Source organism: Paraburkholderia lacunae (genome assembly GCF_003353175.1).
Classification (GTDB): Bacteria; Pseudomonadota; Gammaproteobacteria; order Burkholderiales; family Burkholderiaceae; genus Paraburkholderia; species Paraburkholderia lacunae.
This window is the reverse complement of sequence record NZ_QHKS01000017.1, coordinates 160,732-185,082: the sequence shown is the minus strand read 5'-3', so window position 1 is coordinate 185,082 and position 24,351 is coordinate 160,732. Positions and strand designations below refer to the sequence as shown.

Annotated in this window: 23 protein-coding genes and 1 pseudogene; 19 read left to right on the top strand and 5 right to left on the bottom strand. The window is 61.0% G+C overall.

The window, feature by feature from the left end; all coding sequences use genetic code 11:
• The 3 genes from DLM46_RS24975 to DLM46_RS24965 all read right to left on the bottom strand — a co-directional run.
• A partial coding sequence (locus DLM46_RS24975) for a citrate/2-methylcitrate synthase (RefSeq protein ID WP_279635219.1) occupies window positions 1-371 on the bottom strand: 371 nt, incomplete at its 3' end.
• Between the two features lie 193 nt (window positions 372-564).
• The gene (locus tag DLM46_RS24970; RefSeq protein ID WP_115104966.1) at window positions 565-1,581 is read right to left on the bottom strand and encodes an HpcH/HpaI aldolase/citrate lyase family protein; all 1,017 of its coding nucleotides are present in this window, start codon (window positions 1,579-1,581) and stop codon (window positions 565-567) included.
• Between the two features lie 226 nt (window positions 1,582-1,807).
• Entirely contained in the window at window positions 1,808-2,791 is a 984-nt protein-coding gene (locus DLM46_RS24965; RefSeq protein ID WP_115104964.1) for a malate dehydrogenase, read from the bottom strand.
• 599 nt (window positions 2,792-3,390) lie between these two features.
• On the opposite strand from DLM46_RS24965, the gene DLM46_RS24960 reads away from it, so the two are divergent.
• The 7 genes from DLM46_RS24960 to gltA all read left to right on the top strand — a co-directional run bounded on the left by DLM46_RS24960 (window position 3,391) and on the right by gltA (window position 9,389).
• On the top strand, window positions 3,391-4,191 hold the full coding sequence (locus DLM46_RS24960; RefSeq protein WP_115104961.1) for a GntR family transcriptional regulator: 801 nt from the start codon (window positions 3,391-3,393) through the stop codon (window positions 4,189-4,191).
• Between the two features lie 157 nt (window positions 4,192-4,348).
• Window positions 4,349-4,765, top strand: a complete 417-nt coding sequence (gene sdhC / locus DLM46_RS24955) for a succinate dehydrogenase, cytochrome b556 subunit (protein ID WP_115104959.1) — start codon at window positions 4,349-4,351, stop codon at window positions 4,763-4,765.
• Between the two features lie 4 nt (window positions 4,766-4,769).
• Complete coding sequence (gene sdhD / locus DLM46_RS24950; protein WP_115104956.1) at window positions 4,770-5,138, top strand: succinate dehydrogenase, hydrophobic membrane anchor protein; 369 nt, start codon at window positions 4,770-4,772, stop codon at window positions 5,136-5,138.
• Between the two features lie 4 nt (window positions 5,139-5,142).
• Window positions 5,143-6,918, top strand: coding sequence for a succinate dehydrogenase flavoprotein subunit (sdhA, locus tag DLM46_RS24945; protein ID WP_115104953.1), 1,776 nt, complete (start codon window positions 5,143-5,145; stop codon window positions 6,916-6,918).
• A gap of 24 nt (window positions 6,919-6,942) precedes the next feature.
• Window positions 6,943-7,647: a succinate dehydrogenase iron-sulfur subunit gene (locus tag DLM46_RS24940; protein WP_115104951.1), complete on the top strand. Its 705-nt coding sequence runs from the start codon at window positions 6,943-6,945 to the stop codon at window positions 7,645-7,647.
• A gap of 84 nt (window positions 7,648-7,731) precedes the next feature.
• Window positions 7,732-8,004 carry an FAD assembly factor SdhE gene (locus DLM46_RS24935; RefSeq protein WP_115104948.1) on the top strand — a complete coding sequence of 91 codons (273 nt, stop codon included), beginning with the start codon at window positions 7,732-7,734 and terminating at the stop codon, window positions 8,002-8,004.
• Between the two features lie 83 nt (window positions 8,005-8,087).
• A complete protein-coding gene (gene gltA / locus DLM46_RS24930) occupies window positions 8,088-9,389 on the top strand; it encodes a citrate synthase (protein ID WP_115104946.1) in 1,302 nt (433 codons plus the stop codon).
• A 424-nt stretch (window positions 9,390-9,813) separates the two neighbouring features.
• Here gltA and DLM46_RS24925 read toward each other — a convergent pair.
• Window positions 9,814-10,071, bottom strand: a pseudogene (locus DLM46_RS24925) (cupin domain-containing protein); the annotation flags it as partial.
• Between the two features lie 234 nt (window positions 10,072-10,305).
• On the opposite strand from DLM46_RS24925, the gene DLM46_RS24920 reads away from it, so the two are divergent.
• From DLM46_RS24920 to DLM46_RS24870, 11 genes are all read left to right on the top strand, one after another.
• A complete protein-coding gene (locus DLM46_RS24920; protein ID WP_115104943.1) occupies window positions 10,306-11,328 on the top strand; it encodes an SGNH/GDSL hydrolase family protein in 1,023 nt (340 codons plus the stop codon).
• Between the two features lie 229 nt (window positions 11,329-11,557).
• The gene (locus DLM46_RS24915; protein ID WP_115104997.1) at window positions 11,558-11,905 is read left to right on the top strand and encodes an MTH938/NDUFAF3 family protein; all 348 of its coding nucleotides are present in this window, start codon (window positions 11,558-11,560) and stop codon (window positions 11,903-11,905) included.
• A 242-nt stretch (window positions 11,906-12,147) separates the two neighbouring features.
• Window positions 12,148-13,959 carry an ABC transporter transmembrane domain-containing protein gene (locus DLM46_RS24910; RefSeq protein WP_115104941.1) on the top strand — a complete coding sequence of 604 codons (1,812 nt, stop codon included), beginning with the start codon at window positions 12,148-12,150 and terminating at the stop codon, window positions 13,957-13,959.
• A 526-nt stretch (window positions 13,960-14,485) separates the two neighbouring features.
• Complete coding sequence (locus DLM46_RS40495; protein WP_244306360.1) at window positions 14,486-16,291, top strand: tetratricopeptide repeat protein; 1,806 nt, start codon at window positions 14,486-14,488, stop codon at window positions 16,289-16,291.
• Window positions 16,292-16,637: 346 nt separating this feature from the next.
• The gene (locus DLM46_RS24900; RefSeq protein ID WP_115104938.1) at window positions 16,638-17,552 is read left to right on the top strand and encodes a dioxygenase family protein; all 915 of its coding nucleotides are present in this window, start codon (window positions 16,638-16,640) and stop codon (window positions 17,550-17,552) included.
• Between the two features lie 14 nt (window positions 17,553-17,566).
• Window positions 17,567-18,316, top strand: coding sequence for an SDR family NAD(P)-dependent oxidoreductase (locus DLM46_RS24895; protein WP_115104936.1), 750 nt, complete (start codon window positions 17,567-17,569; stop codon window positions 18,314-18,316).
• 17 nt (window positions 18,317-18,333) lie between these two features.
• Window positions 18,334-19,215: a beta-keto acid cleavage family enzyme gene (locus DLM46_RS24890; RefSeq protein ID WP_115104933.1), complete on the top strand. Its 882-nt coding sequence runs from the start codon at window positions 18,334-18,336 to the stop codon at window positions 19,213-19,215.
• Entirely contained in the window at window positions 19,212-19,751 is a 540-nt protein-coding gene (locus DLM46_RS24885; protein WP_115104931.1) for a gamma carbonic anhydrase family protein, read from the top strand. Before DLM46_RS24890 ends, DLM46_RS24885 begins: the two co-directional genes overlap by 4 nt.
• A 10-nt stretch (window positions 19,752-19,761) precedes the next feature.
• Window positions 19,762-20,739, top strand: a complete 978-nt coding sequence (locus DLM46_RS24880) for a quinone oxidoreductase family protein (protein WP_115104929.1) — start codon at window positions 19,762-19,764, stop codon at window positions 20,737-20,739.
• The gene (locus tag DLM46_RS24875; protein WP_115104926.1) at window positions 20,736-21,089 is read left to right on the top strand and encodes a cupin domain-containing protein; all 354 of its coding nucleotides are present in this window, start codon (window positions 20,736-20,738) and stop codon (window positions 21,087-21,089) included. Before DLM46_RS24880 ends, DLM46_RS24875 begins: the two co-directional genes overlap by 4 nt.
• Before the next feature lie 57 nt (window positions 21,090-21,146).
• A complete protein-coding gene (locus DLM46_RS24870; protein ID WP_115104923.1) occupies window positions 21,147-21,914 on the top strand; it encodes an AraC family transcriptional regulator in 768 nt (255 codons plus the stop codon).
• Between the two features lie 24 nt (window positions 21,915-21,938).
• On the opposite strand, the gene DLM46_RS24865 is transcribed toward DLM46_RS24870, so the two are convergent.
• Complete coding sequence (locus DLM46_RS24865; protein WP_244306359.1) at window positions 21,939-23,000, bottom strand: LacI family DNA-binding transcriptional regulator; 1,062 nt, start codon at window positions 22,998-23,000, stop codon at window positions 21,939-21,941.
• Window positions 23,001-23,352: 352 nt separating this feature from the next.
• Here DLM46_RS24865 and DLM46_RS24860 point away from each other — a divergent pair, with 352 nt between their 5' ends.
• Window positions 23,353-24,351 (top strand): sugar ABC transporter substrate-binding protein, encoded by a 999-nt coding sequence (locus tag DLM46_RS24860; RefSeq protein ID WP_115104921.1) that lies wholly within the window; start codon window positions 23,353-23,355, stop codon window positions 24,349-24,351.

Here is a 24,351-nt window from a genome sequence, read left to right as displayed (position 1 = left end):
CCGAGCACCGACACGCCGGTGCGCATCACGTCCATCGGGTGCGCGGCGGCCGGAATCCATTCGAGCGCGGCTTTCACGTTCGCGGGCAGCCCGCGCAGCGCCTTGAGCTTCGTCTTGTAGGCGCTCAGTTCGGCCTGCGTCGGCAGCTTTTCGTGGACCAGCAGATACGCGATCTCTTCGAATTCGCAGGCGCCGGCGATGTCGAGAATGTCATAGCCGCGATAGTGCAGGTCGTTGCCGGTCTTGCCGACCGTGCACAGCGCCGTGTTGCCCGCGGTCACGCCGGACAGCGCGACGGATTTCTTCGGTTTGAAGCCGCTTTGGGAACCGCTCTCGCCTTGTCCGCCGGCGGTTTGCGTCGTCTCGCTCATTTCCCCCGATCTCCTTTGTGCCGGCCGATCGTTTCGGATCGAGCCGCTGGTCGAGCCACAAACTTGGCCGAGCCTTGTGCCGCGTATTCAGCGTCAGTCTGCCGCCGCGGCAAACGCAGGCCGGGCGCCGAAGCACGGCGCGCGTTCGCACCGTCCGCCGCCAGCGCGCTGGCCACTGCCGGAATCGACGTCCTCATGATGCGGCTTGCCCGTTAGTGCCCACTTTCGTGAAGAGCGGCGCAGCGTCTTGCGGGACGGCGCGGCCAGTGGATTGCGCGCGGCGCAGCACCGACCAGTAGTAGCGATAGCTGGCCCGGTCGTGCAGCGTGTCGTGATGGCGTGTCGGTCCCCATTGCGCGGACTGCGCGGCCAGCAGGATTTCGGTGGCCGTGACGATCTCTTCGTCGTGCGGTGCGAACGCGGCAACGATCGCTTCGATCTGCGCCGGATGGATGCTCCACATCCGCGTGTAGCCGAATTCGTTGCGGGCGCGCGCGGCGTCGTTGGCGACAACGCTCATGTCGCGCACTTCAGTACTGACGTTATGCGAGGGCACCCTGCCATGCGCATGACAGGCCGCTGAAATCTCGAGCTTCGCGCGCCGCACCAGCGGATGATCGAACTGGCCGGGCGAGCGCATCGCGGTATCGGGAATCGCGCCGTCGTGTGCGGAGACGAAGTCCATCAGGCCGAAGCTGAGCGCTTCGACGCCGGGCAACGCGGCCAGATCGAACACACGCGCCAGCGCACCGTGGGTCTCGACCAGCAGTTGAACCGGCACGGGCTGAGCGACGCCGAGTTCGCGCCGCGTCGCTTCGATGAACGCGACCATTTCGGCGGCATCGGGGACGTTGCGGACTTTCGGCAGGGTAATGTAGGCGGGCGCGCGCCTGGCGGTGCGCAGAATGAGACGCACGTCGTCGCGCCAGTGCGCGTGATCGAAATCGTGAATCCGCACGCCGACGCGGCCGAAGCGGTCATGCTCGCCGCCCAGCATCGACGCGACCAGCTCCGCGTGCTCTGCTTCGCGGCCGACCTGCGCGCCGTCTTCACAATCGAGCGTGATGTCGAACACCGGGCCGAGTTGCTGCTGCAGCGCGAGCGATTTCAGCATCAGCTTTTCGCTGCCGGCGTAGTGATCGCAGACAGGCAGTACAGCGGGCGGCACTTCGCCTTCAAACAGCACTTCGGCGGGTGTGAGGGCGCGCATCTTCGGCGTCAGGGCGTGGGTGGTCGTTGGAGAATTCTGATTCGGACGCACTCTGCTGAACCATCAGCGAGACAGGACGCAAAATGCGTTCGGATCAGATGCGAATGCTGGCACGACAAATTGCGAAGTGAACTGCAAAATGGAGCGTCGTACCTGCATTCGCACGTAAAAAACCGGAACCCGCCGCGATGATGCTTTGGAGTTCCGGTAGTTCTGCATCGGGTGCTTAGCCGAGCAGGTGTTGAACGCCGTCACGCTCTTCGAGCAGCTCCTGCAGCGTGCCGTCCATCTTTTCGCGCGAGAACGCGTCGATCTCCAGACCTTCGACGCGCTTGTATTCGCCGTTTTCGCAGGTAACCGGCACACCGTAGATGATGTCTTCCGGAATGCCGTACGAACCGTCTGACGGAATACCCATCGTGACCCACTTGCCGTTCGTGCCGAGGACCCAGTCACGCACGTGGTCGATTGCGGCGTTGGCTGCCGACGCTGCCGACGACAGGCCGCGCGCTTCGATGATCGCGGCGCCGCGCTTGCCGACAGTCGGGATGAACGTGTTGCGGTTCCATTCTTCGTCGTTGATCAGCTTGGTCAGGTCTTGACCTTCTGCCGTTGCGACGCGGAAATCCGGGTACATGGTCGGCGAGTGGTTGCCCCACACAGCCAGCTTTTCGATCGAAGCGACCGGCTTGCCCGACTTGGCGGCCAGTTGCGACAGCGCGCGGTTGTGGTCCAGACGCAGCATGGCGGTGAAGTTCTTCTTCGGCAGATCCGGCGCCGACTTCATCGCGATGTATGCATTCGTGTTGGCCGGGTTGCCGACCACCAGCACCTTCACGTCGCGGCTCGCGACTTCGTTCAGCGCCTTGCCCTGAACCGTGAAGATTTCGGCGTTGGCCGACAGCAGATCCTTACGTTCCATGCCTTTCGAACGCGGACGTGCGCCGACCAGCAGGGCGATGTCGGCATCCTTGAATGCGACCTTCGGATCGTCGGTGATCACGACGCCCGACAGCAGCGGGAATGCGCAATCATCCAGTTCCATCACGACGCCTTTGACGGCGGCTTGCGCTTGCGGCAGGTCAAGCAGTTGCAGGACGACCGGCTGGTCCTTGCCGAGCAGATCGCCGTTGGCGATGCGGAACAGCAGGGAGTAAGCGATTTGACCTGCGGCGCCGGTGACGGCAACGCGCTTTGCGGGCTTAGCCATTGAGAAATCTCCAGGACGATGCGTTAGACGCTAGGGAAAACGCCATTCTATATGCGCGTTCAGCGAAGCGTTGTGAAACACGGCGGAATCCACTGTTCGCGTACCGCCCCGCGATTTTGCGGGGCCGTGCGGCGCGCTGCAGCAAGACCGCCATGCCGGAAACCTGTACCACTGAGTGCCCCCAAACCTGGCGCTTCACGCCAGCTCCCGCCAAGTGGACTTCCTCCGGAGCGGAAAACCTGGAGCAGCCCGGCGTTTTCTTGAGGGAGCGGGAAGCGGGATATATAAGGCGCCGGGTAGCCTCTGCACGGTGCGGGCTCCTGCAAACAGCGCGTTTCGGCAAGCGTCTGACCAGCGAATGGCGGCGAATCGAAACCTGGACTGCGTGGGAACAGCATGGTGCAGAGTGGCTGCCGGTGCGTGGCGGCGCTGCACTGCACGGTGCAAAATAGCCGCCGAAAAACCCGCAAACCCTTGCTCGACAAGGAGTGTAGGAGTCGGTAGACACAAAGTCAACATTATCTTATGTCTTATATAAGACATATCTATCGCGGGGAAAACCCTAGACGCGCCCCAGCCCTTTATGATGAAATGCGCGGATGACTTCGAACCCGGCGAACACCACGAATCCGAACGGCCATGGGGCCGCGGGCGAGGGTGTATCCGCTGCCGCGCCCGCTGCGTCGCCCACTTTCAGCCCCTTGTATCAGCAGATCAAAGGGTTGATTACGCAGAGCCTCGAAAGCGGCGAATGGAAGCCCGGCGAGATCATTCCTAGTGAAGTCGAATTGGCGGCCAGATACAAGGTCAGTCAGGGAACAGTGCGCAAAGCGATCGACGAGCTTGCCGCCGACAACCTGCTGGTGCGCCGCCAGGGCAAAGGCACATTTGTTGCAACGCACAACGAAGACCGCGCCCAGTTTCGCTTCCTCCGGCTGCTGGCCGATGACGGCGCGGAGCATCCGCACGTCAGCCGCCTGCTTGAATGCCGGCGTTTGCGCGCTTCAGCGGATATCGCCCGGCAACTTGACCTGAAGCCCGCCGATCCGGTGGTGCTGATCAAACGCCTGCTGCAGTTCGACGGCGAAGTCACCGTACTCGACGAAATATGGTTGCCCGGCGGTGTGTTCCGCGGGCTCACGCTCGAACGTCTGTCGGAGTATAAAGGTCCCCTCTACGCGATGTTCGAGACGGAGTTCGGCACGCGCATGATCCGCGCAACGGAGAAAATCCGCGCGGTCGCGGCCGAGCCTTCGGTGGCTGATCTGTTGCATGTGCCGGCGGGTTTTCCGCTGCTGTCGGTGGAACGCGTGTCCTATACATACGGGGACCGGCCGGTTGAAGTCCGGCGCGGTTGGTATGTCACAACCGGGTACTACTATCAGAACGATCTAAGCTGAGTCGGGCTGGATGAAGGCGCTGCGTCCCACGCGCGCGCCTGTTTGAGGGCGTCTTTATCGCGCACGCTGTAACGGACCTGTGGTGGTTTTCGCTGCAGCGCGATATAAAAAGGCGCTAAAATTGCGGATTAGTGTGACTACATAGTAGGGGTCTAGCATGGCTGAAGCCGTAAAAAAACCGAGGCCGGAATTCCGGAACATCGGTATCGGGCAGATTTTGACGGCATACCGTCTCCCGCTAGCGGGGCGAGTGTCGATCTTGCATCGCGTAAGCGGTGGTCTGCTTTTTGTTTTTCTTCCGTTCCTGCTGTACCTCTTCGATCAGAGCCTCACTTCCGAACTTAGTTTCGAAGTATTCAAAGGCTTCCTTTCCAACATCATCGTCAAGCTCATCACGCTCGTTCTCGCGTGGGCCTTCCTGTTTCACTTTTGCGCCGGTGTCCGTCACCTGTTCATGGACACAAGCCACGGTCTCACGACTAAAGAGAAGGGCAAGCAAACCTCCATCGTGGTGCTGGTCGTTTCGTCGCTTCTGACGATTGCATTCGCGCTCAAACTCTTCGGAGCATTCTAAAAAAATGGCAGCTAATAACCGAATCGGTCCGAAGCGTCTCGTCGTCGGCGCACATTACGGTCTGCGCGACTGGCTCGCCCAGCGCATCACCGCCTGCGTGATGGCGATCTACACAGTGATCCTGCTTGCGTGGTTCTTCGGCGCGCGCGATTTCTCGTATGACGGCTGGGCGTCGATCTTCGCGACGCAATGGATGAAGCTCGCCACGTTCGTCACGCTGCTCTCGCTGTTCTATCACGCGTGGGTGGGTATCCGCGACATCTGGATGGACTATGTGAAGCCCGTTGGCACGCGCCTGTTGCTTCAGTCGCTGACGATCGTCTGGCTGCTCGCTTGTGCGGGCTACGCTGCGCAGATTCTCTGGAGAGTGTAAAAGAATGGCTGCAATCAAGAATTCTCTGCCGCGTCGCCGTTTCGACGTGGTTATCGTCGGCGCAGGCGGCTCGGGGATGCGCGCTTCGCTGCAACTCGCGCGCGCCGGTCTGTCGGTGTGCGTGCTCTCGAAGGTGTTCCCGACGCGTTCGCACACGGTTGCTGCCCAAGGCGGCATCGGCGCATCGCTTGGCAACATGAGCGAAGACAACTGGCACTATCACTTCTACGACACGATCAAGGGCTCCGACTGGCTCGGCGACCAGGACGCGATCGAGTTCATGTGCCGCGAAGCACCGAACGCCGTGTACGAACTCGAACACTTCGGCATGCCGTTCGACCGTAACGCCGACGGCACGATTTACCAGCGCCCGTTCGGCGGCCACACCGCGAACTACGGCGAAAAGCCGGTGCAACGCGCTTGCGCGGCGGCTGACCGTACCGGTCACGCGCTGCTGCACACGCTGTACCAGCAGAACGTTGCTGCCAAGACGCAGTTCTTCGTCGAATGGATGGCGCTGGATCTGATCCGCGACGCCGACGGCGACGTGCTCGGCGTGACGGCGCTGGAAATGGAAACCGGCGACGTCTACATCCTCGAAGGCAAGACCACGCTGTTCGCCACGGGCGGCGCAGGCCGGATCTTCGCGGCGTCCACGAATGCGTTCATCAACACCGGTGACGGCCTGGGCATGGCCGCGCGTTCGGGTATCGCACTGCAAGACATGGAATTCTGGCAGTTCCACCCGACCGGCGTGGCCGGCGCAGGCGTGCTGATTACCGAAGGCGTGCGCGGCGAAGGCGGCATCCTGCGTAACTCGAACGGCGAGCGTTTCATGGAACGCTACGCGCCGACGCTGAAGGATCTGGCGCCGCGCGACTTCGTTTCGCGTTCGATGGACCAGGAAATCAAGGAAGGCCGCGGCGTCGGTCCGAACAAGGACCACGTGCTGCTCGATCTGTCGCACATCGGCGCCGAGACGATCATGAAGCGTCTGCCGTCGATCCGCGAAATCGCGCTGAAGTTCGCGAACGTCGATTGCATTAAAGAGCCGATCCCGGTCGTGCCGACCATCCACTATCAGATGGGCGGTATTCCCACCAACATCCACGGCCAGGTCGTGGGTACGTCGAAGGGTCACGAAGTGCCGGTCAACGGTTTCTACGCCGTGGGCGAATGCTCGTGCGTGTCGGTGCACGGCGCCAACCGTCTTGGCACGAACTCGCTGCTCGACCTCGTGGTGTTCGGCCGTGCGGCCGGCAACCACATCGTCAAGCATGTGAAGGAAATCAAGGAGCACAAGCCGCTGCCGGCCGACGCTGCCGATTTCGCGCTGTCGCGTCTGGACAAGCTGGACAAGTCCTCGTCGGGCGAATACACGCAAAACGTCGCGAACGATATCCGTGCCACGATGCAGGCGCACGCCGGCGTGTTCCGCACGTCGAAGCTGCTGGCCGAAGGCGTCGAGCGTATCCGTGAAGTGGCTGAACGCGTCGACAACATCCACTTGAAGGACAAGTCGAAGGTGTTCAACACCGCGCGCGTCGAGGCGCTGGAAGTGGCGAACCTGATCGAAGTGGCCCGCGCCACGATGGTTTCCGCCGAAGCGCGCAAGGAAAGCCGCGGCGCGCACGCGCAGAACGACTTCGAACATCGCGACGACGAAAACTGGCTGCGCCATACGCTGTGGTTCAGCGAAGGCGATCGCCTCGACTACAAGCCGGTTCACATGCAACCGCTGACTGTCGAATCGGTTCCGCCGAAAGCGCGGACCTTCTAAGGCACAAGTCAAAGGAATTCAGAAATGGCTAAGCGTACATTTGAAATTTACCGCTACGACCCGGATAAGGACGCAGCGCCGCGCATGCAAACGTACGAGATCGAAATCGACTCGCACGAACGCATGCTGCTGGACGCACTCGTCAAGCTGAAGGCGCTGGACGAAACGCTGTCGTTCCGCCGTTCGTGCCGCGAAGGCGTGTGCGGTTCGGACGCAATGAACATCAACGGCAAGAACGGCCTTGCGTGCCTGACGAACCTGAACGACCTGCCGCAGAAGATTGTGCTGCGTCCGCTGCCGGGCCTGCCGGTCGTGCGCGACCTGATCTGCGACTTCACGCAGTTCTTCAACCAGTATCACTCGATCAAGCCGTACCTGATCAACGATACGCCGCCGCCGGAAAAGGAACGTCTGCAGTCGCCGGAAGAACGCGACGAGCTGGACGGCCTGTATGAATGTATTCTGTGTGCCAGCTGCTCGACTTCGTGCCCGAGCTTCTGGTGGAATCCGGACAAGTTCGTCGGTCCGGCGGGCCTGCTGCAAGCCTATCGTTTCATCGCGGACAGCCGCGACGAAGCGACCGGTGAACGCCTCGACAACCTGGAAGATCCGTACCGTCTGTTCCGTTGCCATACCATCATGAATTGCGTCGACGTTTGCCCGAAGGGCCTGAACCCGACCAAGGCGATTGGCAAGATCAAGGAATTGATGGTTCGCCGCGCTGTCTAGGATGAACAACCCCCACGCTCCCTATCGTTCGCTGCCCCCGAGGGGGCGGTCAGTACGCTTGGGGGCGGCCCGGCGCGTACTGACATGAACGAAACATCGCATCAGTCCGACCCTCTTCGCCGCGCGCGCCTTCGCTGGCGCGCGCGGCGCGGCTTGCTGGAAAACGATCTGATCTTTGAGCGTTTTTTCAGCCGATATGAGCATGACCTCAGCGACGCCGATGTGGGCGCACTCACCCGCCTGCTCGAGCTGAGCGATAACGACCTGATGGACTTGCTGCTCGTGCGCAAGGAACCAGAAGGCGACCTTGCCGACCCGGATGTCGTCCGGGTGCTGGAACTGCTGCGAGACGCTTGAGCGGTTTGAGCGCCGCTTGTTCGTTGTTCCCAGGCGTGCAAATTATCGAAACCCTGTTTCCATACTTCGATTGAGGATGTGCTATGACCCCGTCAGATGTTAAAGCCACGCTATCGTTCAGCGACAATTCGCCGAGCGTTGAAATGCCGATTTACAAGGGCACTCTCGGCCCGGACGTGATCGACATCCGCAAACTGTACGGCCAGACCGGCAAGTTCACGTACGACCCGGGCTTCATGTCGACGGCGGCCTGCAATTCGGCGATTACGTACATCGACGGCGACAAGGGCGAGCTGCTGTACCGCGGCTACCCGATCGACAACCTCGCGGAAAATGCCGACTTCCTCGAAACCTGCTACCTGCTGCTGAAGGGCGAACTGCCGAACGCGCAGCAGAATGCAGAGTTCGTCAACACCGTCACGAAGCACACGATGGTGCACGAGCAGATGCACTTCTTCTTCCGCGGCTTCCGCCGCGACGCGCATCCGATGGCGATTCTGGTCGCCGCAGTCGGCGCGCTGTCGGCGTTCTATCACGACTCGCTCGACATCAACGATCCGCGTCACCGTGAAGTGTCGGCCATTCGCATGATCGCGAAGCTGCCGACGCTGGTCGCGATGGCGTACAAGTACAGCATCGGCCAGCCGTTTGCGTACCCGAAGAACGACCTGTCGTACAGCGCGAACTTCATGCACATGATGTTCTCGAACCCGTGCGAAGAGTACAAGGTCAACGACGTGCTGGTGCGCGCGCTCGACCGCATCCTGATTCTGCATGCCGACCACGAGCAGAATGCATCGACCTCGACCGTGCGTCTCGCCGGTTCGTCGGGCGCGAACCCGTTTGCGTGTATCGCAGCCGGTATCGCTTGCTTGTGGGGCCCGGCGCACGGCGGTGCGAACGAAGCTGCGCTGAACATGCTGGAAGAGATCGGCTCGGTCGACAACATTCCTGAGTTCATCAGGCAGGTGAAGGACAAGAACTCGGGCGTGAAGCTGATGGGCTTCGGTCACCGCGTCTACAAGAACTACGATCCGCGCGCGAAGCTGATGCGCGAAACCTGCCACGAAGTGCTGGAAGAGCTGGGCCTGCACGACGACCCGCTGTTCAAGCTGGCCATGGCGCTGGAAAAGATTGCACTGGAAGACGAATACTTCGTGTCGCGCAAGCTGTACCCGAACGTCGACTTCTATTCGGGCATCGTGCAGCGCGCGCTGGGCATTCCGACCTCGATGTTCACGTGTATTTTCGCGATGGCGCGTACGGTCGGCTGGATCGCGCAGTGGAACGAAATGATTGCCGATCCTGAGCAGAAGATTGGCCGCCCGCGTCAGCTGTTCATCGGCGCTACGCAGCGCGAAGCGAAGCCGCTCGCAGAACGGTAAGCGGTTGACGCATTGCGGCGGTTCACGGTGCTCCGTGGTGCCGTGAATCGCGCGGAGCAAAGTGAGTAAGGAAACGCCTCAACGGGTTGACTGTTGAGGCGTTTTGCTTTTGGTGGCTGCAAGTATGGACCGCTTTATCGCGACTTGCGGCCAGTGACCCGGCGACGTCCAACCGCCCGATCTTTCCTGCGGGCGGTAACCGCTGTAAGTGTGTGGTGACCAATGTGCCGGGCTATGATGCACCAGCTTCAGCTTGCCCGGAGGTTCGGCGAAGGAGTCGGCGGGCGCGTATCGATAGCGTAACGTGACATGTGCCTATCAGCGGCCTCACGGCGCATAACTAAACTCCCACTGCTGATAACTTCGCGCCGCTGCAAATGCGGCCTGATCCTCCCGGAATCTGGACGCGTTGACCGGTTTGCGCGGCGAGGCGCCGCGCCCAATCGCCGCTGAACCATATGACGATTGCCAGCTGCGGCTCGCGCGGATCAATCGGCTCGACGGACGACCACGTGTGCGGCATGTCCGGCGACACCAGCACGAGATCGTCGCCGCTGTAATCGGCGCTGTGATCGCCGACGAAACGGCGGTCACGGCTGTTCATCGTCAGCGTCAGTTCGTATTCGGGGTGGTGGTGCCATTCGAACGGAATCTGTGCGAGTTGCAGGTGACAGACGCGGATCGAGCAGCCGTCGCAACTGGCGCCACTTCAATGCCCGCAGGAATTGTAAAGTCAGGACAATCAGATGACCGCTTCGACCAGCAAACGCCCACTCGGTTAAGGACGCTCCCGGTCACTTGAACGATTGCGCATCCTTTTTGCTTGACGAAGGTGCATATCGCAAGAACGGTTTGCGGGTTGGCGGTCAGCCGCCACGTGAGCGCAGTTGCCCTGCCGACCAGCGGGGGAGGAGCCATGCAAGGAATCAATGACAGGGTATGTGCTGCAATTCTTGCCGTGGTAATTGCACTGCTTACAGCATGCGGCGGGCATGGAGGCGGCTCGAGTAACGGCAGTGGTGCGGCCACCCCGGCGGGCGGCATTCATTTGCAAGTGGTCTCGTTCGGCGACAGCCTGTCGGACGTCGGGACCTATGCGCCGATCGCCAGCGCGCTGGGCGGGGGGCGTTTCACGACCAACCCGGGGCAAGTGTGGACCCAGGATGTCGCGCAATACTACGGCGATACGCTAAGCGCGGCATTTACGATCGACATCACTCATAAATTGAGTGCGCAAAGCGGACTCGGCTACGCGGAGGGCGGCGCCACGGTGGCGACGCCGGCAAACCTGTACGACTTTCTTGGCGACCTGATCGGCAACATCGAAATGCCCGTCAATCAGCAGGTTTCGAGCTATTTGGCCGCGCACGGGAACTTCGGCTCCAATCAACTTGTGCTGGTCTGGGTTGGCTCGAACGACGTGCTTCGCGCCGGGGCGCTGCCGGCCGCGGCGCAGACCGTGCAGACGGCGGCAACCACCCTGGTTCAAGTGGTCGGACAGATCGTCCAGAACGGCGCCACTCACGTCGTGGTGATCAATGTTCCGAATGTCGGACTATCGCCCAAAGGCATTGCCTCGCCCGACAGCGGGGCAAACCTGACCCAGTTATCGCAAATCTTCAACGATAGCTTGAACGCTGCCTTGCAGGCCAATGGCCTGCAAGGCAAGGTCATCCAGATCGACTCTTATACATGGGTGAGCCAGATCGTCGCGAACTTTCAGGCCAATGGCTTCGCCGTGTCCAACACCAGCGTCGCCTGCGACCCTGCGAAAACGCCCCATGCGACAGCATTGCTGTGCTCGCCGGGTACCTACGTGACGGCCAATGCCGATCAGACGTACATGTTCGCCGACGACCTTCATCCGACGACGCGTCTGCACGCACTGTTCGCCCAGTTCGTGGAGCAGCAGATCGCCAGGAGCGGTCTTGGTCACTGAGCCCGGGAAAATGACGACTCGCCAACAGTATCGTCGGGTTCTCGCCCGTTCGACCTTCTCAATGGCACTCGTGACATCACCTCCGAATCGTCGATGTCGTCGGTCGCCTAAGTCGGCTCGCGCGGTTTGCCGACAAATGGTTCCAACCTATAATTATTCGTGTCGGACATCAATCCGATGGGCCTTGCCTGAGGGAGTCGTTGCCAGCACGAAACTGGCGGAGGTGGGTATGCGCTTCGAAGCATTTTCGTTCGGTTCCATCCGCATTGATGGGGTCACCTACCAGCATGACGTGGTGATCGACCACGGGCAGGTTCGCAAACGCACGAAGAAACCCTCCAAGCCGTTCCGCGAGGCCTTCGGGCACACACCGCTGTCCGCGCAGGAGGACATACCCTGGAAGTGCCGCCGGCTCGTGATTGGCACCGGCACCGGGGCGTTACCGGTGATGGAAGAGGTGAAGCGCGAGGCCCAGCGCCGGCAAGTCGAGTTGGTTATCCTGCCGACAGCGGAAGCCATCGCCAAACTCAAGGAGCACCCTGACCAGACCAATGCGATCCTGCATGTCACGTGCTAGACCGCGCATTGGCGCGGGTTTCCGGGTTCGAGTGTGTATTGAATCCTGGTCGGGTGGTGGCACAGTCGCAGCAAGCATGTGGAAGCAGGTCACTGATCGGCGCGTAGTCAGACAGGCGGGCAGTCCGCAGCGGTGTAAGCGAGCGAGCCCTCACGGATCAATGACAAGCATGCAGGCGCACTGACTCCGAATCTGCAGGACTGGCACAATCGAGGGGACCCTCGAGCCGTTCAGGAATCCTCATGCCAGATGTCGCCCCATCTACTCCGCGTATCAGTCCCCTGTTCGCCCTGTTGCCCTTCCTGCGCCCTTATGCCGGACGCTGGGCGCTCGCCTTCGTGGCGCTGGTGACGTCGGCGGGTGCGACCCTGGCGTTGCCGGTAACGTTCAAATATCTGATCGACCGAGGCTTCGCCGTCGGCAACCGCACGCACATCGATCGCTATTTCCTGGCGCTATTCGCCGTTTCGCTGGTACTGGCCGGGGCCACGGCGCTGCGCTTCTATTTGGTGTCGTGGCTCGGCGAGCGGGTCACGGCCGACTTGCGGAAGGCGGTCTACGAACACGTGCTGGGGATGAGTCCGCAATTCTTCGAGACCACGCAGAGCGGCGAGGTGCTGTCGCGACTCACCACGGACACCACGTTGATCCAGACGGTGGTGGGCACCAGCCTGTCTATGGGGTTGCGCAACTTCTTCCTGCTTACCGGCGGCTTGGCGATGCTGGCGGTGACGAGCCCTGTGCTGTCGGGCTACATCATGGCCACGCTGGTCGTGGTGGTCGCACCCATCGTCATTTTCGGGCGGCGCGTGCGGAGGCTCTCGCGTGCGAGCCAGGACAGGGTGGCGAACGCGAGCGCGCTGGCGGGGGAGGTGCTCAATGCCATGCCGACCGTGCAATCGTTTACGCAGGAGCCCCGCGAGGCGCGGCGGTTTGCCGGCATGGTGGAAGCGGCATTCGAGACCGCGCTCACGCGCATTCGGGCGCGCGCCTGGCTGACCGCCGTGGTCATCGTGCTGGTGTTCGCGGCCATCGTGTTCGTCCTGTGGCTAGGCGCGCAGGCGGTGCTGGCCGGGCATATGACGGCTGGCCAATTGTCCCAGTTCATCCTCTACGCAGTGATCACCGCCGGGGCTGTGGGGGCGGTCGCCGAAGTGTGGGGCGATCTGCAGCGGGCTGCCGGCGCCACCGAACGTTTGCTGCAATTGCTGGCTGCGCGCTCACCGGTGGTGGAGGCCGAGACCACGGTCGCGCTGACTGCGCGAGGCGGGGGCATCCGCTTCGACAACGTCGGCTTCTCGTATCCATCGCGCCCTGGCATTGCCGCGCTCTCCGCACTCTCGCTCGATGTCCGTCCGGGCGAACATGTCGCATTGGTCGGCCCGTCCGGCGCCGGCAAGACCACCCTGTTCCAGTTGCTGCTGCGTTTTTACGACCCGCAGTCCGGCCGCATTCTGATCAACGGCGTCCCGACACGGCATGTGCCGCTTGCCGAGTTGCGCCGTGAAATCGGCGTGGTACTGCAGGAATCGGTGATCTTTTCAGGCAGCGTGCTCGACAACATCCGCTACGGCGCGCCGGAAGCCACACTCGCTCAAGTTCAGCAGGCCGCCGAAATGGCCGCCGCGGCTGGCTTTATCGAAGAACTGCCGCAACGCTACGACACGTTTCTCGGCGAGCGCGGGGTGCGGCTTTCTGGTGGACAGCGTCAGCGTATCGCGATCGCCCGCGCGATCCTGAAGAATCCGCCCATCCTGCTGCTCGACGAGGCCACCAGCGCGCTCGATGCCGCCAGTGAACGACTGGTCCAACTGGCGCTGGACAATGCCGCGCAGAATCGCACTACGCTGGTCATCGCGCACCGCCTTGCTACCGTACAACAAGCCGACCGCATTGTGGTGCTGGAACAAGGTCGTATCGTCGCGCAGGGCCGTCACGCCGATCTCCTTCAGACCTCGCCGCTCTATGCGCAGCTTGCCGCCCTGCAGTTCGGCGAGCCGCTGGGGCAGACGGTGCAGCGCGGCGCTGTGCGCGATCACGTCGACTCTGCGTGAAGACACGATCGAGCTCACCCAACGGCCGCGATCCACAACCGCCCGCAAAGACCGACCAGCCACAGATACATGCTTCGCAAACGACAGGCTCATGGTGGCGCGAGCGGATCGTCGAGAGCCGCGGCTGAATGGCCCAAACGGGTCGACATGACGAGGTTGCGTGAGGAGGTCGCGACGCCCCCTCCGCGGGGGCGAATCCACTGGAGGGGCTGGGTGGTCTGCGCGGTGGTGCGTAGATCTTCGTCTGAGAAAAGCAGATAGTTATTAATGTAGCTATGTTGGCTTGGTACGGATTGCAATCTTCTTGATCCTCCCGCGCGCACGAATCGTTCGAGTCACTTGACGGCTGCTAGCGGACCGCAGCGCTGCGCTACCTCTCGCCACAGAAACAATGAGCGCTCTTTGTGTAGGCTAGAGAATGTCGCGCGAAGATTGCGACGGCGTGTGCGCCTTAGCCCACTTGCCAACTTCCTGTGCCGAGCCAGGGACCGTAACGCTGGTCGACACGACTCTATGCGGGGACGCCATGGAAGATGAAAAAGACGGACGAACCCCACAGCGAATACCGAGGCACCTGTGGGCGATGTTGCGAGCGCAGGTTAGCGAATGGTTCATTGGGGGCGTCCTCCTGGCAATCACCGGCTTCGCGCCGCAGGAATTCTTCGCTCGACTAATCCGCTATATCGCGGCGCCAGAGAGGGTGGAGCATTTGTCGCGCTTGGCGCTCGATGCCCGGCCGGCGATTGTCTTTGTTGGAATCGCAATCATCGTGGCTGATGCGCTGTATCGGAACCGGCACCGACCGGTCACTGCTGTCCCAGGAAGGCCGCCACTCACCGAGGATGGAGCGGGGCGTTTGCAACCTAACGGCAGCGCGCTGGTGGAAAGCGAACCGAGTGAACCGGAAGCATTACCGCTCCCAACTAATCCATGGCCACCGGAGGGGCGAGTGATACTGGTCGTGCTTCCGTTCGAAAGTCTCGGCGGCGGCGACAAATATGATTACTTCAGTGAGGGCTTAACTGAGGATATGATCACCCAACTTGCCCGGCTCAGCCCGGAGCGCCTGGGTGTAATCGCCCGGACTTCGGCGATGCGCTATAAATCCACGACCAAGACCATTCATCAGATCGGCCAAGACCTCGGGGTTTCCCACGTGCTTGAGGGAAGCGTCCGGCGTGCCGGAGATCGGGTACGGGTTGCGGCGCAGCTCATCCGGGTAAGCGACGAAACGCACCTTTGGGCCGAGACCTACGAGGGAAACCGACATGACATCCTGGCACTCCAGATCGAGGTGGCCAAGGCCATTGCCCGCGAAATTGAGATCAAGCTCACGCCGCACGAGCAAGGGCGTTTAGACCGTACTCCTGCCATTGATGCGCAGGCGCACGAAGCGTATCTCAAGGGGCGTCACTTCTGGTCCAAGCGCACCGAAGAAGGAATGCGAAAGAGCATTGAGTATTTTCAGCTCGCTATTGGACACCAGCCGAACTTTGCGGCCGCCTATGACGGAGTGGCCGATGCTTACACGATGCTTGCATGTCGCGGCGTGAGCCCTGCGCGCGAAACGTTTCATCAAGCAAAAATGGCAGCCAGGAAAGCGCTGCAGATTGAACCTGATTTGGGTGAGGCTTATGCGTCACTGGCCCATGTGCGTTTGCACGATTGGGATTGGGTCGATCTGGAACAGGATTTTCTGCGCGCCATTGAACTGAATCCAGGACACGCGATCGCCTATTATTGGTACGCGGAATATCTCATGATGGCAGGCAGAGCCGAAGAAGCCATTGCCAGGGTCAGGCAGTCCCAACAGATGGATCCATTGAATTCAATGCTGAATTCATCTGTTGCCATCATCTTGTACCTTGCTCGGCGATACGACCAGGCACGAGAAGAACTCCGTAAAGCCTTGGAAATCGATCCACACCACTTTCTGCTTCACTTCAGGCTGGGATTGGTTTACCAGCAACAGAATTTGTTCGATGACGCAATCGAGGAGATGCAGAAGGCTGTAACGCTTTCCGGGAGGAGCACAGAGGCGCTGACGGGGCTGGCCCAGACCTACGCTGCCGCCGACATGAGGGCGGCCATGCAGCAGATCGTGGATGCGCTGGAGACGGAATCCGAAAAGCACTACGTCCACCCCTACAACATGGCGAAAGTGTTTGGTTCGCTCGGGGACAAAGAGCAGACCTTCGGCTGGCTGGAAAAAGCCTACGATGAGCACAGTCCTGACTTCATTGAGCTCAGGACAGAACCTACCTTCGACAGCGCTCGCTTGGATCCCAGATTCTCCGAACTGCTATCCCGCGTCGGGTTCAACCAGATCTGAAGGACGACGCTCTGTGATGGGCGCCAGGGCAAGTGGTTGCGCATTACTCCGGCTGCAGTCACTGAATCAGCGTCTCCCCAGCGTTCCGGATTGACAGATTTATTGCGTTCTACGTCTGACGGGGCGCAGCGCCCATACCCGCGCCACGGCTACCTGCATTGCAACGCGGCGCACATGTCGCAGAGAGGCGGTCGAAGCCGTCAAGATGCAATTGGTTGCGCGACTCGTGTCTATTGGCGTTGTCCGGCACACCCGAGTAGGCAGGGTTAACTATGACATCTTTAGGCTTTGACATCGGCATATTTGCAAATTAGTATGCAAACGATTGCATTGATGGAGAAGACCTATGGAAGATTCAAACCATCTGAAGAACATCGTCGACGACGCCGCTTCGATCACCGCAGTGGTTAAGACGGCAATGAGCCGCACTGACAATCCTCGGCTCAAGGAGCTCCTTGACGCGCTAGTGGAGCATGGCCACGCGTTCCTGAAGCAGGTGAAGTTGACTGACGAGGAATTCGAGGAGGGCCTTGATTTCGTGAGGGCGGTCGGTCTGGCTTGCAACGACAAGCACAATGAGGTCGTTCTGCTCGCCGACGTGCTGGGTCTCTCGACCCTGGTTACGTTGCTGAACAACTCGGACGCAAGCGGTCGTACGCCGGGCGCCCTGTTGGGGCCCTTCTACCGGGGTAACTCGCCGCAATACGCGAATGGTGAATGCATCGCATGTGAGAACTCACCCGGCTCGCCGCTCTTCGTGAACGGACGCGTGCTCAACACCAAAGGCGAGCCTGTTGCCAACGCCAAGGTCGACGTCTGGCAGGCCTCGCCCGTCGGCTTGTACGAAAACCAGGACTCGAGCCAGCCCGACAAGAACCTGCGCGGTCACTTCTACACCGACAGCGAGGGGCGGTTTACCTGCAAGAGCGTGCGTCCTGCCGGCTACCCTGTGCCCACCGACGGGCCGGTAGGCGTGCTGCTTGAAAAGCAGAATCGCCACCCGTTCCGGCCGGCGCATCTTCACTTCGTCATCATCGCGCAAGGCTATGCAACCCTGGTCTCGCAAGTGTTCGCCGACGACTCGGAGCACCTGAATTCCGACGTCGTGTTTGGTGTCAACCGCCGTCTCGTCGGCACGTTTCAGCGCCACGATTCCGGCACGGGTCCGAGGCCGGACGTAGACAGGCTGTACTACACGCTCGACTACGACTTCGTCCTTGCCGAAGGAATGCCGACCTATCCCACTCCCCCCATCAAGTAAAGAAGAGGTCTTACGTGTCCAACACACTTTCAGGGAAGGTCGCGGTCATCCTGGGCGGAACCGGAGGGATCGGCGCTGCTGCGGCCCACCGTCTTGGGCAAGCGGGCGCCCGCGTCGTAGTCGTCGGCCAGAATGACCTGGCCCGAGCGCAGCGCGTGGCCGACGATCTGCCGGGCGAGGGGCACACCGCGACGCTTGCGTCCATTACCGCGAGCGAGAGTCTGAACGCACTGGCCAGGCTGGTTCGTGACCGGTATGGCCGCGCGGATATTCTCGTGAACACGGCGGGCTTCACCCAGCCCGTCAAGCATTCCGACCTGAACGCGCTCACCGACGAATTGATCGATGAGATTCTGAAGGTCAACTGGCGCGGACAATTCGCGGCCATCCGCGCTTTTCGCGAGCTGCTCGATGCGTCAGGGGACGGACTGGTCGTCAACGTTTCGTCGATTTCCGGCACGACGGGCGTTGGCAGCAACATCGCCTACTGCGCGGCCAAAGCCGGGCTTGACGTGATGGCGGCGTCGCTTGGCCGTGCACTTGCACCTCGCATTCGTGTCCTGAACGTGTCCCCGGGAGTGGTCGACACGTCTTTCGTTCCGGGTCGTGGCGATGACTTCAACGAGAAGGTTGCGGCTACCACGCCGCTAGGCCGCATCGGGACGCCGGACGATATCGCGGCGGCCATCGAGGCCTGCGCCACTCATCTGAAATTCAGCACTGGGGTGACCATCGTCGTGGACGGTGGCCGTCGCCTGAACTAGTTGCAGCGAGGCCGAATATGCATTCCCGCAAGACCATCATCACCTGCGCTGTTACAGGCAATATCACCAAACCGGAGCAACATCCGGGGCTGCCGATCACACCCGCGCAGATCGCGACCGCCTCGCTCGAGGCGGCACGCGCCGGTGCGGCCGCAGTTCACATCCACGTGCGTGATCCCGAGACGGGCCGACCCTCGATGGATGTGGCGCTTTACCGGGAAGTCATCGAGCGCATCCGCGCCGTAAATATCGACCTCGTCATTAATCTGACCACAGGCCCCGGCGGTCGCTTCATCCCGAGCGACGACGACCCCAGAGTCGCGGCGCCAGGCACCACGTTGCTGCCGCCGGAAAGGCGCGTCGAGCACATTCTCGAACTCAAGCCGGACATCTGCAGTCTCGACCTGAACACGATGAACTCCGGTGGCGACGTTGTCATCAATACACCTAAGAATGTCACGCGCATGGCCCAGCTCATCCGCGAGGCGGGTGTCAAGCCCGAGCTTGAGATTTTCGACTCCGGTGACCTGCATCTCGCGTTGGACCTGATCAAGGAGGGCGTTCTTGACGGACCGGCCCTTTGGACCCTGGTGATGGGCGTCAAATACGGATTCTCGGCCAGTCCGGAAACGCTTATCTATGCGCGTAACCTGCTACCCCGTCAGGCCGTCTGGTCGGCCTTCGGTGTCGGCCGTTTCGAATTCCCAGTCGTCGCCCAGTCATGGTTGGCGGGCGGCCATGTTCGGGTCGGCCTGGAAGACAACATTTACATCGCCAAGGGCGTGCTCACCAACAGCAATGCGGAGCTGGTCACGCGTGCTCGCGACATCGTGCACTCGCTCGGCGGCGAACTGGCGACGAGCCAGGAGGCTCGCGAGCTTCTGGGGCTGAACCGATGAGCGCAGTTCAGGACGCGTCGGTATTCGGCAAGCCAACCGTGGATCCGAGCGCCTACATCGCCCAGGGCACGACGCTTGTCGGCGACGTGACAATAGGTCGTCAGTCGTCCGTTTGGTACAACTGCGTGCTGCGCGGCGACGTCCGGAAGATTGTGATCGGCATGCGCACGAACATCCAGGACGGCACGGTCATCCACGGCACGACCAACGGTCTGCCCGTCATCATTGGCGATGACGTGACCGTTGGCCATGGCGCGATTTTGCACGCCTGCACCTTGGAAGACACGGGGTTTGTCGGGTTCGGTGCGCGCGTACTCGATGGGGCCGTCGTCAAGTCAGGCGGCATGCTGGCCGCAGGGGCGGTCCTCACGCCTCGCAAAGTGGTGGGTGCGGGTGAGTTGTGGGCGGGAAACCCAGCGCGTCTGTTGCGCGCGCTGAATGAAGAAGAATTCGAGAGAATGGCAGCGTCTGCTGACCGCTACGTGGCACTTGCCGCGCGTTATAGAGCCGCTCGACCTGTCATCTTGACCTTTTAGGAAACAAAAAATGAAAACAGTTCGTGTCACGGAAAAGAGCGCCGATATCGACTCGCTCGATCTGCACATTGCCGCGCAAGATGCGCCGGACGTCGACTTTGCCGAGTGTCTCGTGCGCGTGGTGAGTGCTGCCGTGAATCCGAGCGACGTGAAGGCTGTGCTGGGCTTCATGCCGCATGCGGTGTGGCCGCGCACGCCGGGGCGGGATTATGCCGGCATTGTTGTCGAGGGGCCGCAGGAGATGCTCGGCAAGGAAGTGTGGGGCAGCGGCGGCGAGTTGGGTATCCGGCGCGATGGCACGCATGCCGGCTATCTCGCTGTGCCCGTGGGTAGCGTGCGCGCCAAGCCGGAAAATCTGACCATGGAGGAGGCGGGAGCGATCGGCGTACCGTTCGTTACCGCCTTCGAAGGACTGCAACGCGCGGGGGGCGTGGAACAAGGTGACGTCGTCCTCGTGCTGGGTGCAAACGGGAAGGTGGGCCAGGCAGCGATACAGCTGGCGACCCAGGCTGGGGCGAAGGTGTTGGGTGTCGAGCGCACGAATCGACCGTATATCGGCCATGCGAACGCCGACGTCACCATGATCGATGCCTCCTCGCAAAACCTCGACGAGGTGGTTCGTCAAATGACAGACGGCCACGGCGCGGACATCGTGTACAACACGGTTGGCAGTCCATACTTCGAAAAGGCCAACAAGGCCATGGCGGTGCGAGGGACACAGATTTTCATCTCTACCATCGAACGTCCGGTGCCATTCGACATCTTTACGTTCTATCGGGGGCAGCACACCTATGTCGGCATCGATACGCTCGCACTCGACAGCACTGAAGGCGCGCTTATTCTCGATGCGTTGTTGCCGGCTTTCGAACGTGGCACGTTAAAGCCGTTTCCCATCGTTGAGGATTTTGTCTTCGATCTGTCCGACGCGGCGCTCGCGTATCAGGCTGTTTTCCGCGGCGCGGCTAACCGGGTTCTGCTCAAGCCATGAACGTAACCCGCTTCGAAGAGGCGCCCGAATATTTTCCGCCCAACCACTTTTCGATGCGGTGCGTCCGGCTTCAAGGCCATGAAGCCGGACCGGCAGAGTCGCTGTGGCTAGGCGTTTCGACGATCGAGCCGGGCGGCTACACCACATCGGATGCGTCGCCCGTTGAAAAGCACTATTTGGTTCTGGAAGGTGAAGTCATCGTGATGACCGATGAAGGCGAGGCTATTCTCGCGGCCTTTGATTCGTGCCGCATTGCGCCGGGCGAACGGCGTGCATTGCATAACCGTTCCCGCAGCCCAGCGAAGATTTTGCTTGCGATGCCGTTTCTGCGGGCTGAGCACTGCCGATGAGGCCACGGTGGTGATAACCGCCTGCGTGCTTTCCATGGCGGCCCGCAAAGGTTGCGCATGATGCATTCCGCCAGTGTCGTGACGGATATGCGGCTTGACGCTGGTGAACAGCGGCACGCCCAATCTGCCGCTGTCGGCTGTTTTCTCTATGTGCGGCACGGCGGCGTGTGGATAACGACGGGGCGACGCGCGTACTGTGTGACGCAGGGCAATGGCATCTGGCTCCCGCCGGCTGTCACACATAGCGTCTCTGCGGTGTACGAAGCCGATATTTGCGAGCTTCGAATCGATACCGGCCCGCGCGCCGATTTCGTACCGGCGGCGCGCGTTCTGCATTGCTCCGACGTGTTGATCGCGATCTTCTCGGCGACGCAGCGATCGATTATCGAACGCTCATACGCAGCGGTCGTGGCTCTGTTAGCGGATGAGCTGGGGAGGGTGCCTGAAATTGTCGGGAATTTTGCTGTCCGCATGCCGTCATCGGGAAGCCGTGTCGCGGCGCTATGCGAGGCGCTGCTCATGCATCCAACCAGGGAGATGGCGCTCGAGGACGCGGCAAGCCGGGCAGGAGTCAGCTGCCGTACTTTGAGCCGGATTTTTACCAGGGAGCTGGGCACCAGTGTCGGCAGATGGCGCCGGGAGGTGCAGGTAGGGGCGGCGATGTGCGCACTTCTACACGGCATTTCCGTGGCGGAGACGGCCCGTGTTCTTGGGTTCACATCGAGTGCGTTTTCGACGTTCTTTAAATCACGGATCGGCAATGCACCGCGCGAATGGCTCGCGCGTCAGCGCATCACGCCGCCTGAACGAAGCGCTTCCGCCTGAAGCATTAGTGGTTTTTTGCCGTAGTCACTCCGCAGAAGCGGGCGCGGATTTCGGTGCTCTCGCTCGTAGCGGCGCGTTGCGTGGCATGGCGGTCGAGCCGCGAACCATGAGTTCGGGGGGGAGCGTAATACGGTGCGGGGCGGCGCCCGGTGTCGTAATCATCCCGAGCAGCAGTCTTGCGGCCTGGCGACCCATTTCGCGGTGCTGGATGCGCAGAGTAGTGAGCGGCGGATGGAGCATGTCGAGAAGCGGCATGTCATTGTGCCCGATGAGAGAAATATCCTTCGGGCACACCAGGCGTTGTTCCGCAAACACGTCATAGCATCCCAGCGCGATCAGGTCATTCGCGGCAATGATTGCAGTCACGCTTTTGTGTTCCTTCAACAGCTGGTCGCAGGCCACCCGGCCCGCTTCACGTGTGAATTCGGCGGCCTCGAGGATGACGGTCCCGGTCAGACGATGCTGCTGCGTCGCCATCTGGAAGCCCTGGATTCGCGAGAGCCCGGTTGCCAGGCGCTCAGGGCCGGCGAGATGCGCAATCCGCTTGTGCCCCAGCTTCACCAGGTGATCGACCGCAAGCTTCATGGAGAGGAAGTCGTCGTTGATCACTTCCGGCACCTGTCCGCCTTCCTCCGCGCGATTCACCAGCACGACGGGTATGCCATCGAGAATGCAACGTCGTACCAGCGGGTCGTGACGGGCTGCGGTTGCGAGGACCAGGCCGTCAACCCGGCGCTCGAGCATCTGCTCAAGCATGCGCTCCTGGTCTTTCAACGTTCCAACGGTGTTGGCGATCAGGACGCCATAGCCCTCGGCTGCGAGTTCTTCCTCGATGCCACAGACAATCGGCGGGAATACTGGGTTCTCGATATCGGGCAGGCACACTCCGACCACCCTTGACTGGCCTCCGCGAAGCGCGGACGCGAGCTTGTTCTGACGGTAACCAAGCGATTTCGCGGACGCCAACACTCTACGGACGACTTCGTCCCCAATCAGGTGACGGGTTGCAGGATTGAGGGCTCGAGAGACCGTCGACGCGTTGACAGATGCATGCAGCGCGACTTCGCGAATGGTGACGCGGCTCATTGCCCGGGATTCTGATGTTTTGGCCATGGAAGTCATTGTATAGGTGCAAAGGGTTGCTCTCAATGTTGCAAGTACAAACCCTATGCGCTGAACGGCATAAATGAATTGACAAAGGTATCTGTCGGGATAGTATGTGCATACGTTTGCATGAAGTTTGCCGCCCAGCAAAAGTAGAGGCTGCATTTGTGATGCGGCAACAGCTTAATAATTGATTTGCTTTCAAGCAAACGATTGCATATATCGTGCGCAAGATTGGAGGTGCTTCCCGGGATGCATTCCCGCAACCGGGCTGGCGTACCAGGGCCGGGCACTCGCTTGAAGCCCGCCAAAAAAAATTTAAACGGAGACGACCTTGAAACTGACGACAGAACTGACGAGCCGACTGGCAAAAAACCGCATTCTCATCACCTGTGCGTTCACACTGGGCATTGCCGCGGGGCCAAACGCATTTGCGACAGGCGAGAGCGTTGCGGCCTTCTACAAAAATCAGGTCGATCCACATTTCGCGCTCGTTCACGCCGGCGTCGACGCGGCGGCAAAGGAGCTTGGCGTTTCGGTGACCCATTACGCGCCTACGCGGCCCAATGATCTGGGCGAACAGCTCAGCGAGATCGAGGACGTCAGTGTCAAAAAACCCAGCGTCGTGCTGTTCATGGGCGTCAATCCTCATGGCGTCGTTCCGGAGATCGAGAAGGTCAACGCGATCGGCATCCCGATCATCAATTACAACGACCGGGTCGCAGGTGGCAAATTCGCGTCCGTCGTCGTTGCCGATGACTTCAATCTTGGGCTGGACGTCGGCCGCTATCTGCTGAAGAGCATGGGCGGGAAAGGCAATGTCGTCATTCTTGAAGGGGTGAAGGGTTCCACCACGAGTGACGAGCGGGTACGCGGTTTTCACAAGGCGCTGGAGGAATTTCCGAACGTCAAGCTCCTCGCCTCCCAGCCTGCGAACTATCAGCGTTTGCAGGCGCTTCAGGTGATGGAGAACCTGATTCAGTCGAATCCAAAGATCGACGGTGTCCTCGCAGCAGCGGACGTAATGGCGATGGGGGCTATCGAGGCATTGGAGGCGGCCGGGCACAAGCAGACCAAGGTCGTGGGTATCGGCGGCGTGCCGGAATCGGTCAAAGCCATCAAGGACGGCCGGCTGCTGGCGACCGCCGAATTCAACGGCTACAAGATGGGCTGCATTGCGACGATGGCGGGTGTAAGAACGGTGCGTAAGGAGTCCGTTCCGCAGTCCATTCTGATCAAGGGCATCGTCATCGACAAGACGAACTACGCGCCATTCGAGGTGCCGGGCGACAAACGGCAGTGTCCGAAATGGGACGAAATCGTGAGTAATTAA

Coding starts and splice junctions, on each gene's coding strand:
- DLM46_RS24970 (WP_115104966.1), bottom strand. CDS start 1,581: ATGCGCGCCCTCACACCCGCCGAAGTGCTGTTTGAAGGCGAAGTGCCG.
- DLM46_RS24965 (WP_115104964.1), bottom strand. CDS start 2,791: ATGGCTAAGCCCGCAAAGCGCGTTGCCGTCACCGGCGCCGCAGGTCAA.
- DLM46_RS24960 (WP_115104961.1), top strand. CDS start 3,391: ATGACTTCGAACCCGGCGAACACCACGAATCCGAACGGCCATGGGGCC.
- sdhC (WP_115104959.1), top strand. CDS start 4,349: ATGGCTGAAGCCGTAAAAAAACCGAGGCCGGAATTCCGGAACATCGGT.
- sdhD (WP_115104956.1), top strand. CDS start 4,770: ATGGCAGCTAATAACCGAATCGGTCCGAAGCGTCTCGTCGTCGGCGCA.
- sdhA (WP_115104953.1), top strand. CDS start 5,143: ATGGCTGCAATCAAGAATTCTCTGCCGCGTCGCCGTTTCGACGTGGTT.
- DLM46_RS24940 (WP_115104951.1), top strand. CDS start 6,943: ATGGCTAAGCGTACATTTGAAATTTACCGCTACGACCCGGATAAGGAC.
- DLM46_RS24935 (WP_115104948.1), top strand. CDS start 7,732: ATGAACGAAACATCGCATCAGTCCGACCCTCTTCGCCGCGCGCGCCTT.
- gltA (WP_115104946.1), top strand. CDS start 8,088: ATGACCCCGTCAGATGTTAAAGCCACGCTATCGTTCAGCGACAATTCG.
- DLM46_RS24920 (WP_115104943.1), top strand. CDS start 10,306: ATGCAAGGAATCAATGACAGGGTATGTGCTGCAATTCTTGCCGTGGTA.
- DLM46_RS24915 (WP_115104997.1), top strand. CDS start 11,558: ATGCGCTTCGAAGCATTTTCGTTCGGTTCCATCCGCATTGATGGGGTC.
- DLM46_RS24910 (WP_115104941.1), top strand. CDS start 12,148: ATGCCAGATGTCGCCCCATCTACTCCGCGTATCAGTCCCCTGTTCGCC.
- DLM46_RS40495 (WP_244306360.1), top strand. CDS start 14,486: ATGGAAGATGAAAAAGACGGACGAACCCCACAGCGAATACCGAGGCAC.
- DLM46_RS24900 (WP_115104938.1), top strand. CDS start 16,638: ATGGAAGATTCAAACCATCTGAAGAACATCGTCGACGACGCCGCTTCG.
- DLM46_RS24890 (WP_115104933.1), top strand. CDS start 18,334: ATGCATTCCCGCAAGACCATCATCACCTGCGCTGTTACAGGCAATATC.
- DLM46_RS24885 (WP_115104931.1), top strand. CDS start 19,212: ATGAGCGCAGTTCAGGACGCGTCGGTATTCGGCAAGCCAACCGTGGAT.
- DLM46_RS24880 (WP_115104929.1), top strand. CDS start 19,762: ATGAAAACAGTTCGTGTCACGGAAAAGAGCGCCGATATCGACTCGCTC.
- DLM46_RS24875 (WP_115104926.1), top strand. CDS start 20,736: ATGAACGTAACCCGCTTCGAAGAGGCGCCCGAATATTTTCCGCCCAAC.
- DLM46_RS24870 (WP_115104923.1), top strand. CDS start 21,147: ATGATGCATTCCGCCAGTGTCGTGACGGATATGCGGCTTGACGCTGGT.
- DLM46_RS24865 (WP_244306359.1), bottom strand. CDS start 23,000: ATGAGCCGCGTCACCATTCGCGAAGTCGCGCTGCATGCATCTGTCAAC.